At 38.7% G+C, this 13,821-nt stretch carries 14 protein-coding genes; 3 read left to right on the top strand and 11 right to left on the bottom strand.

Features of this window, described 5'->3' with window-relative positions:
- The first annotated feature begins 343 nt into the window (after nt 1-343).
- Complete coding sequence (gene spoVB, locus KI343_RS01940) at nt 344-1,897, top strand: stage V sporulation protein B (protein WP_212924740.1); 1,554 nt, start codon at nt 344-346, stop codon at nt 1,895-1,897.
- Between the two features lie 112 nt (nt 1,898-2,009).
- Entirely contained in the window at nt 2,010-2,393 is a 384-nt protein-coding gene (locus tag KI343_RS01935; protein WP_212924739.1) for a TIGR04086 family membrane protein, read from the top strand.
- Between the two features lie 50 nt (nt 2,394-2,443).
- On the opposite strand, the gene yajC is transcribed toward KI343_RS01935, so the two are convergent.
- The 9 genes from yajC to safA form a co-directional block, all read right to left on the bottom strand.
- Nucleotides 2,444-2,707: a preprotein translocase subunit YajC gene (gene yajC, locus KI343_RS01930; RefSeq protein WP_212924738.1), complete on the bottom strand. Its 264-nt coding sequence runs from the start codon at nt 2,705-2,707 to the stop codon at nt 2,444-2,446.
- 16 nt (nt 2,708-2,723) lie between these two features.
- The gene (tgt, locus tag KI343_RS01925) at nt 2,724-3,863 is read right to left on the bottom strand and encodes a tRNA guanosine(34) transglycosylase Tgt (RefSeq protein ID WP_212924737.1); all 1,140 of its coding nucleotides are present in this window, start codon (nt 3,861-3,863) and stop codon (nt 2,724-2,726) included.
- Between the two features lie 58 nt (nt 3,864-3,921).
- Complete coding sequence (queA, locus tag KI343_RS01920) at nt 3,922-4,950, bottom strand: tRNA preQ1(34) S-adenosylmethionine ribosyltransferase-isomerase QueA (protein WP_212924736.1); 1,029 nt, start codon at nt 4,948-4,950, stop codon at nt 3,922-3,924.
- A 38-nt stretch (nt 4,951-4,988) separates the two neighbouring features.
- Nucleotides 4,989-5,180: a DUF2905 domain-containing protein gene (locus KI343_RS01915; protein ID WP_212924735.1), complete on the bottom strand. Its 192-nt coding sequence runs from the start codon at nt 5,178-5,180 to the stop codon at nt 4,989-4,991.
- A complete protein-coding gene (ruvB, locus tag KI343_RS01910) occupies nt 5,180-6,187 on the bottom strand; it encodes a Holliday junction branch migration DNA helicase RuvB (RefSeq protein WP_212924734.1) in 1,008 nt (335 codons plus the stop codon). The genes KI343_RS01915 and ruvB overlap by 1 nt, the downstream gene beginning before the upstream one ends.
- Before the next feature lie 15 nt (nt 6,188-6,202).
- Nucleotides 6,203-6,811 carry a Holliday junction branch migration protein RuvA gene (gene ruvA / locus KI343_RS01905; protein WP_212924733.1) on the bottom strand — a complete coding sequence of 203 codons (609 nt, stop codon included), beginning with the start codon at nt 6,809-6,811 and terminating at the stop codon, nt 6,203-6,205.
- 119 nt (nt 6,812-6,930) lie between these two features.
- A complete protein-coding gene (locus KI343_RS01900; protein ID WP_212924732.1) occupies nt 6,931-7,662 on the bottom strand; it encodes a YebC/PmpR family DNA-binding transcriptional regulator in 732 nt (243 codons plus the stop codon).
- A gap of 84 nt (nt 7,663-7,746) precedes the next feature.
- Nucleotides 7,747-8,247 carry a YhcN/YlaJ family sporulation lipoprotein gene (locus KI343_RS01895; protein ID WP_212924731.1) on the bottom strand — a complete coding sequence of 167 codons (501 nt, stop codon included), beginning with the start codon at nt 8,245-8,247 and terminating at the stop codon, nt 7,747-7,749.
- Nucleotides 8,248-8,314: 67 nt separating this feature from the next.
- Nucleotides 8,315-9,445, bottom strand: a complete 1,131-nt coding sequence (gene safA, locus KI343_RS01890; protein WP_212924730.1) for a SafA/ExsA family spore coat assembly protein — start codon at nt 9,443-9,445, stop codon at nt 8,315-8,317.
- Nucleotides 9,446-9,877: 432 nt separating this feature from the next.
- On the opposite strand from safA, the gene KI343_RS01885 reads away from it, so the two are divergent.
- Nucleotides 9,878-11,497 carry a BCCT family transporter gene (locus KI343_RS01885; RefSeq protein ID WP_212924729.1) on the top strand — a complete coding sequence of 540 codons (1,620 nt, stop codon included), beginning with the start codon at nt 9,878-9,880 and terminating at the stop codon, nt 11,495-11,497.
- Nucleotides 11,498-11,567: 70 nt separating this feature from the next.
- Here KI343_RS01885 and pheA read toward each other — a convergent pair whose 3' ends face one another.
- Nucleotides 11,568-12,422, bottom strand: coding sequence for a prephenate dehydratase (pheA, locus tag KI343_RS01880; RefSeq protein WP_212924728.1), 855 nt, complete (start codon nt 12,420-12,422; stop codon nt 11,568-11,570).
- A gap of 110 nt (nt 12,423-12,532) precedes the next feature.
- Entirely contained in the window at nt 12,533-13,813 is a 1,281-nt protein-coding gene (gene obgE / locus KI343_RS01875; protein ID WP_212924727.1) for a GTPase ObgE, read from the bottom strand.
- Nucleotides 13,814-13,821: the final 8 nt, after the last annotated feature.

The following is a 13,821-nucleotide window of genomic DNA, read 5'->3' as shown; positions in this document are numbered from 1 at the left end:
CCATGAAGTCCTTACTTATTGTACGCCTTTTTGAAAGGTAAAGAAAGTATAATATTGGGCATCAAAGATTTCTGAACAAGTACATTCACAAAAGTCCCTGCCAATATCTTTAGTAAGCTTTCTTTTCCATTGCGGATTAGACTTGGTTCTTTACAGGCAGCGCTATTGATCTTGCACCGAAACAGGATAACAAGCTCCCGTTTTGATGCGAATTACGCTTGTATTATTGCCTCAATCCATATTCTATTTGATAATTCAATTCATCTGTCATGGTTTGTCCATTATACAGCATATATATCATTGTATATCAAATTTATTTTTTTGAGAAGGCGGGGCAACTCGAATGACGAAACAGACTTTTATTCAAGGAGCATTGATTTTAATTATCGCTGGCATGCTTACCCGTTTTATGGGTTTTATTAATCGAATGGTCGTAGCTCGTTTTATGGGAGAAGAAGGTGTTGGGCTCTACATGATGGCACTGCCTACTTTGTTTTTAGTAATGACCCTGACACAATTCGGACTTCCCGTTGCTATTTCAAAACGAGTAGCTGAAGCAGATGCTCAACATGATTCAAAAAAAATAAAACAAATTGTTGCCGTCTCCCTGGCTATTACCTTAAGTGCAAGTATACTATTCACTGTACTTTTAATTCTTGCTGCACCAATTTTATCCGTTACCTTATTCACAGATGAGCGTGTACTACTCCCGCTCGTTGTTATTAGCCCAATTATCCCCATCGCTGCTGTTTCCGCAGTATTGAGGGGTTATTTTCAAGGAAAACAGAATATGAAACCCCAAAGTATTGCCCAAGTTCTAGAACAAATTGTTCGGATTTCATTTGTTGGTGTATTTATTTACGTCCTTTTACCTTATGGAATTGAATATGCTGCTGCAGGGGCAATGTTTAGTGTTATTATTGGTGAATTTGCTTCTCTCTTATACATGATTCGAAAATTTCGTCAAAAACGGAAACTAAAAATAAGAAAACAGTTTACAGAAACCGTTCTTTCCGGGAAAAACACGGCAAAAGAGCTATTATCTATTTCCATGCCGACATTAGGTAATCGAATGATTGGTTCTATCTCCAATTTTCTCGATCCAATCATTATTGTCCAATCTCTCGCATTAGCAGGTGTTACTACCACAGTAGCAACAAAACAATACGGTGAATTAATGGGCTACACCATGCCTCTATTATTTTTGCCAACGTTTATTACAAGCTCTTTATCTATTGCACTTGTACCATCGATATCAGAGGCAGCTGCTAAAAACCAATCCGGACTTATCCATAACCGTATTCATCAATCTATCCGGATTTCCTTTGCATCCGGTGCACTAGCTACCATTATCATGACATTATTTGCTGCTGATTTACTCACCTTCATGTATCGGTCTGATTCAGCAGCTTCCCTATTAATCATTATGGCACCTTTCTTCTTGTTCTTATACATCCAAGCCCCTTTACAGGCAGCGTTACAAGCTCTGGATTTAGCACGGCCTGCGATGTGGAACTCATTAATCGGAGTCGCCTTAAAATTCGGCGCCATGATTTTATTAGCAACAAGTTCAAATTTAGGAATTAAAGGAGCAGCCATTGCAATCTGTGCCAATGTTATTCTTGTCACTTTTCTCCACCTAGCTGTATTGAAAAAAGAAATCAATTACTTTCCGCAATGGAAAGATATTATTCGTATGATTATTTTATGCGGGACAACTTTTCTGCTCACCAATTATATTAAAATTCATTTCTACTCTAGTGATACAAACTTAATTTTGTTTATTTCCTTGTTACTAGTTATCGTTCTGATTTACCTCGTTTTGCTTATTTTATTACGATTTATTCGAAAAGAAGAATTGAAGCAGCTGCCGATCTTTCCATCGAAAAGGAAATAAAAATTAAAAGAACGACTCACCAAAATATTTCTTTTAGAGGACGTCAAGCACTTCTAAATAATTGATACAAGCATAAATTTAAATGAAGGGACAGACAGGAGGAGATGAATAAATGGTAAAAATTCAATGGACATCATTGTTGTACGGTTGGATTATATTATTTGGTTTACTTTTTCTTTCAAGTTTCATATTGGGGCTGGTGCTAAAGTTTCTAGATATGAAAGAAACTACGCTTTCTTGGACTACCTTTATTATTGGATTACTTATTTTATTTATTTGTGGAATTATTACCGGGCTAAAAGGAAAAGCAAAAGGATGGCTTTTAGGTGTTATGATTGGATTAGGGTTTACAGTTTTTGTTTTTTTAGTGCAGTTTCTCGGGTATCAACAAGGTTTCTCTTTAACTCAAGCTATGTACCATAGTTTTTACCTCATTGCTGCTGTATTGGGTGGTATTATCGGAGTAAATTTTTCAAATCCATTAAATGAAAACTGATATCAATATGAAAAAAGCTAATGACGTATGCCATTAGCTTTTGTTCTTCATTATGCATTTTGTTTTACTTCACGGATAGCAGCACGATCGAAAGTTAATTTTGTGCCTTCGTCGTTAATCAATACAACTGTACCTTCGTCAATTGCATGGATTTTCCCATGTAATCCACCGATTGTAACAATTTCATTCCCTTTTTGAAGGCTATCTTGCATTTCTCTTACTTGTTTCTGACGCTTTTGCTGCGGACGAATAAGTAAGAAGTAAAAAATAGCAAACATAAGTACAATCCATAGAATTGGTGTAATCATTTCCATATATTTCAGCTCCTTCCTAAAAGTTCTTTGGATTTTGTTGGTTCAATCCATATTGTTCAAAGAATGACTCTTTGAAATCACCAAGTCGATCTTCTTTTATAGCAGTTCGGACTTGCTCCATTAATTTTAACAGAAAATATAGGTTATGATAAGTCGTAAGTCTGAATCCGAACGTTTCGTTACATTTTATTAAATGTCGAATGTAGGCTCGTGTATAATTTTTGCAAACATGACAATCACAATTTTTATCAATAGGTGAAAAATCGCGAGCGTATTTTGCGTTTCGAACCACTAATCTTCCGCTCGAAGTCATGCATGTCCCATTTCTTGCGATGCGGGTCGGCAATACACAGTCAAACATATCTACACCGCGAATAGCACCATCAATTAAAGCGTCTGGAGACCCTACTCCCATTAAATATCTCGGTTTATTCGCAGGCAATAACGGAGTGGTGAATTCGAGGACATGGTTCATAACATCCTTTGGCTCTCCAACGGATAATCCCCCGATTGCATAGCCAGGTAAGTCTAAAGATACCAGATCACGTGCACTCTGCTTTCTTAACTCCTCATATTCTCCACCTTGAACAATACCGAAAAGGCCTTGGGTCTCTGGGCGCTTATGTGCTTCCAAACAGCGTTCTGCCCACCTGGAAGTACGTTCTACGGATGATTTCATATAATCATACGTAGCTGGATAAGGTGGACACTCATCAAATGCCATCATAATATCTGATCCTAGGGCATTTTGAATATGCATTGCTTTTTCCGGGGAAAGAAACAGCTTCTCTCCATTTAAATGATTGCGGAAATGAACGCCTTCTTCTTCTATTTGACGCATATCACTTAAACTGAAAACTTGAAAGCCACCTGAATCCGTTAAGATGGCTTTGTCCCAATTCATAAATTTATGCAGTCCGCCAGCTTCTTCCACAATATCTTCTCCAGGACGCAGCCATAAATGATATGTGTTCGATAAAATAATATTTGCTTGCATTGATTTTAAATCTTCTGGACTCATCGTTTTAACAGTTGCCAATGTACCAACAGGCATAAAAGTTGGTGTATCAAAGGACCCATGCGGTGTATGCACACGGCCGAGTCTTGCGCCTGTCTGTTTATCTGTTTTTAATAATTCATACGTAATAGGTATCATCATTCATCTTCCTTTTTTTCAGTCTAAACATATCGTATATTATTTATACGTCAGCTTGCTAGATAATAAGCATCGCATCGCCAAAGCTAAAGAAGCGATAACGTTCTTTTACAGCCTCACGATATGCATGAAGTACCTCATCTTTTCCGGCCAGTGCGCTTACAAGCATGATAAGCGTGGATTTAGGAAGATGAAAATTCGTGATTAATCCATCAATAGCTTTGTATTGATAAGGTGGATAAATAAAGATATCTGTCCAGCCGCTGGTTTCAGCAAAGGTTCCATTATTATCACGAGCAATGGTCTCTAATGTACGTGTTGATGTTGTTCCAACCGAAATAATTCTTCTTCCCTCTGCTTTTGCTTTATTTAACTCCTCGCTTGCTTCCCTTGACATGCGATAAAATTCGCTATGCATGGTATGTTCTTCAACAGAATCTACACTCACTGGACGAAAAGTTCCTAAGCCAACGTGAAGGGTAATAAAAATAATATGGACCCCTTTTGCTTCAATTTGTTTTAATAATTCATCCGTAAAGTGAAGACCGGCAGTTGGGGCAGCGGCAGATCCTTTTTCCTTTGCGTAAACAGTTTGGTAGCGATCATTTTCAGAAAGCTGTTCCTTAATATATGGTGGGAGTGGCATTTCACCAAGTTCATCTAGGATTTCGTAAAAAATACCATCATACGAAAACTTCATTATACGCCCGCCATGCTCTTTTGTATCTGTACAAACCGCCTTTAACAGTCCATGACCAAAGTCAATGACTGTTCCTACTTTTACTTTTTTTGCGGGCTTTACTAAAACTTCCCATTCATCGCCCTCTTCTTGGTGGAGAAGAAGCACCTCTATTTTCGCACCTGTATCTTCTTTCACGCCATACAAACGAGCTGGCAACACTTTTGTGTCATTTAAAACAAGACAATCTCCAGCATGTAGATACTCTATTATATCAGAAAAATGGCGATGATGTATTTGACCTGTTTGTTTGTCAAGTACACAAAGCCTGGAAGCTGCGCGGTCTTTTAGCGGTGTCTGTGCAATTAATTCCTCAGGCAAGTCAAAATCAAAATCTTCTATATTCATGTATATCCCCTTCCTTTCTTCTATGACTTCTAAGAAACTTAGCGAAACCTGCTAAGAATAAATAAAATTAACGTTAATACGATACTGGCGATAATGGACGTCATCATTGGGAAGTGAAACGTCACATTCCCTTTTTGAAATGTAAAATCACCTGGAAGGCGCCCAATAAATGACCAAAGAAAACCAATGACAATCAATACGATTCCTGCAATAATCAATACTTTTCCCATTATTCTTCCTCATTTATCAATGGTATACCAAAATGTTCGAATGCTTTCGGTGTAACTCTTCTCCCTCTAGGTGTTCGCTGTATAAAACCTAGTTGCAACAGAAAAGGCTCATATACTTCTTCAATGGTTTGCGGTTCTTCCCCAATAGTTGCTGCAATTGTATCTAAGCCGACTGGTCCACCATTAAAGCCTTCGATAATTCCCTTTAACAGCTTATGATCAATATGATCCAATCCAACATCATCAACTTGCAGCATTTTCAAGGCTTGCCTTGTTGTTTCAAGGCTAATTTCCGTTTCACCTTTCACTTGGGAAATATCGCGAACTCTTTTTAATAAACGGTTAGCGATACGCGGCGTTCCTCTCGATCTGCGAGCAATCTCTATCGCAGCGTCCTTCGAAATTGTCATATCGAATATATCCGCGGTACGCATAACAATGCTGCGCAGATCCGCTACTTCATAATATTCCAATCGGCTAAGAACGCCAAACCGGTCACGTAACGGTGCACTTAATAGCCCTGACCTTGTTGTTGCTCCGACCAATGTAAAGGGCGGCAGATCAATTCGGACACTGCGGGCACTCGGACCGGTGCCTATTACAATATCAATAAAAAAGTCTTCCATAGCTGGATACAGAACCTCTTCTACGGATCTGGGAAGTCGGTGCACTTCATCGATAAATAACACATCACCAGGCTCTAAAGAAGAAAGAACCGCAGCTAAATCTCCAGCTCTCTCAATAGCAGGGCCAGAAGTAGACCTGAACTGTACTCCCATCTCATTAGCAATAATAGAAGCCAGGGTTGTTTTACCAAGTCCTGGTGGTCCATATAATAACACATGATCAAGAGGTTCTTCGCGCATTTTTGCTGCTTGAATAAAAATACGCAAATTTTCCTTTACCTTCGTCTGCCCAATGTAATCCTCTAATTGCAGCGGTCTCAGACTCTGTTCAATGGATACATCTTCTTCATGCAAGTCCCCATCTATCATACGTTCATCCAAGGATAACACTCCTTTCTATTTTGCTAATAGGCTAAATGCTTTGCGAATCACTTCGTCGGTATTTTTAAGTGTTTTATCTGATTTTAACTGTGGTGTAATTTTCTTCAATTCACTTGCAGTAAAACCTAAGGATTTTAGAGCATCCAGCGCTTCAGAAATCATTTCTCTATCCTGCTTGTCAGTTACTTGTTCGGACGGCTCAGCTGTACTTTCTAAAGTGAAGTCATTTATCAGTTTTCCTTTTAAATCTAAAATGATTTGTCGGGCAGTTTTCTTCCCAACGCCTGGGAAGCCTGTTAAAAACTTTTCATCTTCATTCTCTACTGCTGCAATAAACCCTTGGATATTTACTCCTGCTAAAATTGCTAAAGCTCCTTTAGGACCAATCCCCGATACAGATATAAGCTTCGTGAATAAGTATTTCTCATCCGTATTTCGGAAACCAAATAAAATTTGCGCATCCTCTCTGACATGATGAAACGTATGTATTTGCACTTGCTGGTTCATTTTTGGTTCAAATACATAAGGATTGGGACAAATTATTTCATACCCAATCCCATGTACGTCCACTATAACAGCGTCCTCTTTAATAGAAACAAGCATTCCCTTTATATATGCAATCATATTAAGCTCCTTTTGCTTTTAGAAGATGTTCAAAAGCCAAGTAAAAATGAGGCATTCAACTTTTTGAACAATTTTTTACAAAATCAATGAATAAACTTCTATTTAAGAAAAATAGAAGTTTATTCATTCGACTCCAGATTATGATGAACGTCCTGTACGTCTTCGCTCTCTTCAAGTGCGTCCACTAATTTCATCATCTTCGCTTCATCTTCTGGAGATAGAGAATTATAATTTTGAGGAATTAATGTTATTTCAGAATCAGCTAAGTTGTAAGATTGCTCCTCTAAATAAGAGACAACATTTTGAAAATCTTCTGGGCTGGTAAAGATTTCGTATGCTCCTTCTTCCACATTTACATCTTCCGCTCCAGCTTCCAACGCATCTAGAGTCATCGTATCTTCATCAATAGACCCATCCTCATTCTCGATTACGATATAGCCTTTTCGATCAAACATAAAGGAGACACTGCCATTTTCACCTAAATTTCCGCCATTCTTTTTAAAAGCATGTCGAATTTCAGCAGCAGTACGGTTTTTATTATCTGTCAGCACATTAACGATCACGGCAACTCCGCCAGGACCGTATCCTTCATACGTAATTTCCTCATACGTTGCGCCATCAAGTGTGCCAGTTGCTTTTTTAATATTTCTCTCTATATTATCGTTTGGCATATTATCTGCTTTCGCTTTTTCGACAGCAGTTCTTAAAGCAGCGTTCGTATCTAAGTCACCGCCGCCACTTTTAGCAGCAATATATATATCTTTTGCATGCCTCATAAAGATTTTACCTTTTTTTGCGTCTTGTGCATTTTTTCTCTTTTGTATATTTTTCCATTTGGAATGTCCAGCCATTAGACATACTCCTCTCTCGAAACTCTTTTTTTACTATATCAAAAAAAGTCCCATCAGAAAAGGAAAACCGTCTTTTTTTCCTCTTTATTCAAATAAATTTTGAAACAGACGTTCCGTATCTTCCCCTATTTGATTTGCTTCATTTCGTGCGTTAAAATCTTTTACTTGCTCCCATTTTGCTACATTATTATAAATAAATAACTCTTTATCCGTTTGCAGGATCTTTTTTATCTCATCACTTACTTCCTCAAAATCACGATTATTCGTTCCTTTTTTCATTTGAACAGCAACAACAATACGACCCTCTGACGTAACAACTTGGACATCTTCTACTTCAACGTGCTCACGTAGTAACTTCTGTAATTCTGCCGATTCTTCTTTATTATAGGATTCGAGTGACGGCGGCTTATTCTGATTTTCAACACGATTCTCTGGTGTTGTTTGTTCTTCTGTTCTGCTTTCCTCGTAATGAATTGGCTGAACAGGCTGTTCATTGCTTGCACCATTTTCTGTAGTTGTATTTGTACAACCTGCCAATAATAACATAGCCACTACGGCGGAAATCGTACATTTTATTTTAAACATAAAAAACCCTCCCTCACACGTTAGTATGGATAAGGAAGGATTTTTTAGACACTTATTTTTCTTCCATTTATGAACTCGAATCATGTTTATCCTCTGACCGTTTCGGATAGAAAGGCGGCTTTGGATAAAGCGAATTTCTTGATGGATTAGATGATGGTGCCTGGTTAGACTGAGAATAATGTTGATTTTCTGTGAACTGTTGATGATTCTCCGTAGTACCCATAAATGGTGCAGATGTCGGCAGGTGATTCGAATGAAATGGCGGATATGATTCGCTGTCCGCATTTTGATTCGGAGCTGCTTCATTATTTTCTGGTCTAAAGGTACCTGCCGACGGTATCCCTTGATTTACAGATGGCTGTTGCTGGTAAGGCATCATTCCAGGATATTGCTGATTCATTCCTTCATAGTGTCCTTCATTAAATCCGGCCGCAAACGGGTTGAATGGTGCGTGCATCGGCTGAAATTGATTCGGACCTCCACAACCGCAACCGCAGTCTCCCATAGGTGGCATCATTGGAAATCCGTGCTGCATTCCTGGCTGTACCGCATAAGGATCATAAGGCATCGGTGGGCACGGCATATAAAATACTGGCATCATTGGCGGGCAAAAAGGCACTGGTTCACAAGGCATTAGTTGTTGCTGTTGCGTTTCACATTCACATAAGGATTGTTGCTGTTTGGGTTTCTCTGCAACCTGTGTCTTCTTTTCTTTTTTTTGCTTAGGAGCCTCCTTTTTTGTCGTTGGCTTCTTTTCAGCTTTCATTTCTTTCTTTAAAATAGGCATTGATGGCATCTGCGGCATTGTCGGCTTTTGGGGCATTTTGGGCATCATGCCATCAAATTGCCCTTTTTTCTTTTCTTTGTGATCGTCTTCCTTTAATACAGCAATTGGTGTCGGTGATTTTTGTTTAAATGGGTGCTCGGTTTTTTTCTTTTCTTCTTTTTTAGCTGGTTTGGTTTCTTCTTTTTTTGGTACTTTCATCTCTTTTTTAGAACCCGCTGTCGGCTGTTCTTTTTTGGATTTCCCTTTTTGAACCGGTTTTGCGGAGCTAGGTATTTTTATTTTCATTCCCGGCATAAGTTTTTCTGGATTAGCTAAGTGTGAATTTATCTTTTTTAATTCCTCAAAAGAAACATTATTTTTCTTTGCTAATTTCCATAAAGTGTCTCCAAGTTGTACAATGTGTATCTTCAAAATAACGAACTCCCTTCCCTTTCGTAATTGAAATGGGCTAATGCTCTATATCAGCATATGCACCTAATAGATAAAAGTTGCACAAAGGTCTATGACTTGTTATTTAATTTTCCTTCTTAGTCCCTGAAGTTCTCATAAAGCCTGCAGCTTGAAATGTCATTAAATATAAAACCGCTCCTTTGCACATACTAACCAAGTAAATAATATAACGTACAATTCGTCTGTTGGTGGAAATCTTTTCTTTATCCATCTACATCATACTTGGTAATTTTATATAGAGATCCATCATCAAAATAAATGGTTTATATAGCAAAGAAATAGGGTAATCACATTAATTAGCGGTGAGTTTACACGAAGGCATAGAGCAATATTAGTTGACCTTGGTTACCCAAAAAATAATTTGTTTTTTTAAATACCGGAAAGGAGCACGTTATGAGTAAATCAAATAAAAGAAAAATATCTCATGTTTTCATTTACGCCTCTATATTAATAGGGATTTTGGTAATACTTGGTGCAGTGTTTCCAGATCAATTTAGACAAGTTTCTGGCAACCTATCCTCCGGGATTACCACATATTTTGGCTGGTATTACATGATCCTTACCACCATCATTGTTTTCTTTTGCTTATTCCTTCTTTTTAGTCCAATTGGTACTTTGAAATTAGGAAAGCCGGAAGATAAGCCAGAATTCCGTACAACCTCTTGGCTGGCGATGTTATTTAGTGCCGGCATGGGAATTGGATTAGTATTCTATGGTGCATCTGAACCGATATCACATTATATTTCCCCCCCAACAGAAGATCCAAAAACGCATGCTGCAATGCTTGAAGCAATGCGATCCACTTTTTTACATTATGGAATTCATGCTTGGGCTATATACGGTGTTGTTGCACTTGCGCTCGCATATTCCCAATTTAGAAAAGGGGAAGTTGGGCTATTATCGAAGGCATTGCGTCCAATATTTCACGATCATGTGGATGGACCATTCGGTACAGTTATAGATGTTCTCACTGTTTTCGCAACAGTAATTGGCGTTGCAGTATCACTTGGTGTTGGTACTTTACAAATTAATGGAGGATTAAACTACTTATTCGGCATACCAAATAATTCACTTGTACAGGGTATTATAATCGTTATTGTCACTATACTCTTCTTAGCCAGTGCTTGGATCGGAGTAAGTAAAGGGCTTCAATATTTAAGTAACGCAAATATGGTGTTGGCAGGAATTTTACTTCTTGTCATATTAATTGTTGGACCTACCATGTTAATCTTAAATATGATGACAAGTGGAACAGGCTCCTACTTGCAAAATTTTCTGATTAACACTTTTGACGTTGCACCGCTAAATGAACAAAAGAGTGAATGGATGGAATCTTGGACACTCTACTACTGGAGCTGGTGGATGAGCTGGAGCCCGTTTGTAGGTATTTTCATCGCACGCGTTTCTAAAGGGCGATCGATTCGTGAATTTATTTTGGCTGTGCTGCTTGTTCCTACAGTTATTGGTATTATATGGTTTAGTGTATTTGGCGTTAATGGGATATCTGTTGCACAAAATGTGCCGCAAATCTTTGATATGGCACCTGAGACACAATTGTTCGCGATATTCAATGAAATGCCATTAGGTACCATTTTATCCATTGTTGGCATTCTGCTCGTAACCATTTTCTTTATAACTTCGGCGGACTCAGCAACTTTTGTTTTAGGGATGCAAACCTCATTTGGATCTTTATCCCCAGCCAGAAAAATTAAAATTGTTTGGGGAGTTGCATTGTCAGCTATCGCATATATACTTTTACTATCAGGCGGTGAAACTGGCCTTGACGCACTGCAATCAGCCGCAATAACAGCTGCACTGCCTTTTAGCATCGTTGTTATATTGTTAATTGTAGCCTTCTTTAAAGTTGCTAATGAAGAAAGAAAATTCTTAGGGTTAGCGATAAAGCCTAGTAAAAAAAGGATGCAAACCTATTTAGAAAAATCACCCGAGGAATACGAAAAAACATTAGAAAATTACAGAGAAAAGCAAAAAGACGATGCAAAAGGAATATAAAAAAGTGCTGAGACAGCCAATGTCTCAGCACTTTTTTTATTACCATTGTATGTACAAAGTGATTAAGCTCTTATAATATATCATAAACGGAATATGATCCTAGAATCGTTACCTGACATCCCAACGCCTCAAGTTCAGCCTTAACTCCAGGCAGCAGTACATCGTCATAGGCTTGATCCACATCAATAATAAAGAAATAATTACCTAATCCCGTTTTCGTAGGTCTTGATTCAATTTTAGATAAGTTCAATTTACGCCAAGCAAAAGCAGAAAGAATTTGATGAAGCGCACCCGCCTGGTCACTTGGTAAAGTGATTAAGAGCGTTGTTTTTTCGCTCTTTGGCTCACCCTTGATTTTTACTTTTTCTGGACGGTGAGAAAGAATAAGAAAACGCGTATGGTTATTGGGGTAATCATGAATATTTTCTTTATAGATCTCCAACCCATACTCTGAAGCCGCAGATCGATTTCCAATTGCTGCAATCGGTTTATCAGAACCACTCACTATTTCTGCAGCTCTCCCTGTTGAAGATGTAAATGCTATTTTAGCGTTATTTAAATTCTGGTGCAGGTACTGATGACACTGTGCTATCGCATGGCTATGAGAATGTACCTCTTCTATTTCGGATTCGTCGTGAATAACATCCCCGCGTACAAGTAAGTGCTGTTGAATCGGCACAACAATCTCTCCAACCACAGGTATACGTACTTGATGAATTAAATAATCAATGGTTAACTGTACCGTACCCTCAATGGCATTTTCCAAAGGGACAACTCCAATATCAATTTCTCCCCGATCTACTGCATCAATACATTCTGGAATCGTTTTAAAAGCTTCTTTATGTTCCCCATTAAATGTTGCGTCTACTGCTAATTTTGTAAATGTTCCTTTAGGACCTAAATAACCAATACTCGTCAACTTCATTTCCCCCTAAACATTAGAAAACTAAGACATTCGCCAATTCTTTGGCTGAATGCCTTCGCTGCACTTATGCAAATAGGAAAGTTTTTATACTTTCCCATTTGCCCAGAAAACTACTCAATAAAATCAAATTCATAATCTAATAAACGAACTGTATCACCGTCTTGTGCCCCGCGTTCTCGAAGCGCCTTATCAACACCCATTCCCCTTAATTGGCGGGAAAAGCGCTGCACAGCTTCATCATGCTGGAAATCAGTCATTTTAAATAATGTTTCAATCCGGTGACCATAGAGCACAAAAGCACCATCTGGATCCCTTGTTATATGGAAAGGCTCTTCTTCCTTTTGATAACGATAAACTACGGTTTCGTCTGCCTTTTCTATCTCTGGTTCATATTTTGGAATTTCTTCAAGCTTATCCGCCACTGCAAATAATAAATCTCTCAGACCATCTTTAGTAATCGCAGAAATTCGATATACTGGTGTTTCATCATCTAACCGCTCTTTAAATTTCTTTAAATTCTCTTCTGCATTCGGCATATCCATTTTATTAGCAGCGATGATTTGCGGTCTTGTTAGAAGTTTCTCATCATATGCGCCCAGTTCTTCATTAATCTTCACGTAGTCTTCATAAGGGTCACGTCCTTCTGTTCCAGCCATATCAATAACGTGAACAATAACCCTTGTCCGTTCAACATGACGCAGGAACTGGTGTCCCAGTCCAACTCCTTGAGAAGCCCCCTCAATTAACCCAGGTAAATCAGCCATAACAAAACTTCGGTGATCTCCAGTATCGACTACACCCAGGTTGGGAGCAATTGTTGTAAAATGATAAGCAGCCACCTTGGGTTTAGCCGCACTAACTACTGATAATAATGTAGACTTCCCTACGCTGGGAAAACCAACTAAGCCGACATCAGCAATAAGCTTTAGTTCTACTTTTATATTACGCTCCTGACCTGGCTCCCCATTTTCAGCCATATCCGGCGCCGGGTTTCGAGGACTGGCAAATCGCGTGTTGCCTCGTCCGCCACGTCCAGCCTTTGCAATTACTGCCTCCTGATCATGCTTTGTTAAATCAGCAATCACTTCGCCAGTATCTTCATCTATTACCGTGGTGCCTGGCGGAACAGGAATAATATACGGTGCAGCATTTTTTCCATGCTGCGTTTTACTCATTCCATTTTCGCCACGTTTCCCTTTAAAATGACGGTTATAACGGAAATCCATCAATGTATTTAAACCTTCGTCTACTTTAAAGACAATATCTGCTCCGTTTCCGCCATCTCCGCCTGCTGGTCCACCTTTAGGAACGTATTTCTCTCTTCGGTATGCAACAAGCCCGTTTCCGCCATCTCCAGCTTTTACATAGACACTAACCTGATCGACAAACATTGCTAATC

It is taken from the genome of Oceanobacillus sp. J11TS1, from assembly GCF_018333215.1.
Taxonomy (GTDB): Bacteria; Bacillota; Bacilli; order Bacillales; family Amphibacillaceae; genus Oceanobacillus.
This window is presented reverse-complemented; position numbering and strand designations above follow the sequence as displayed.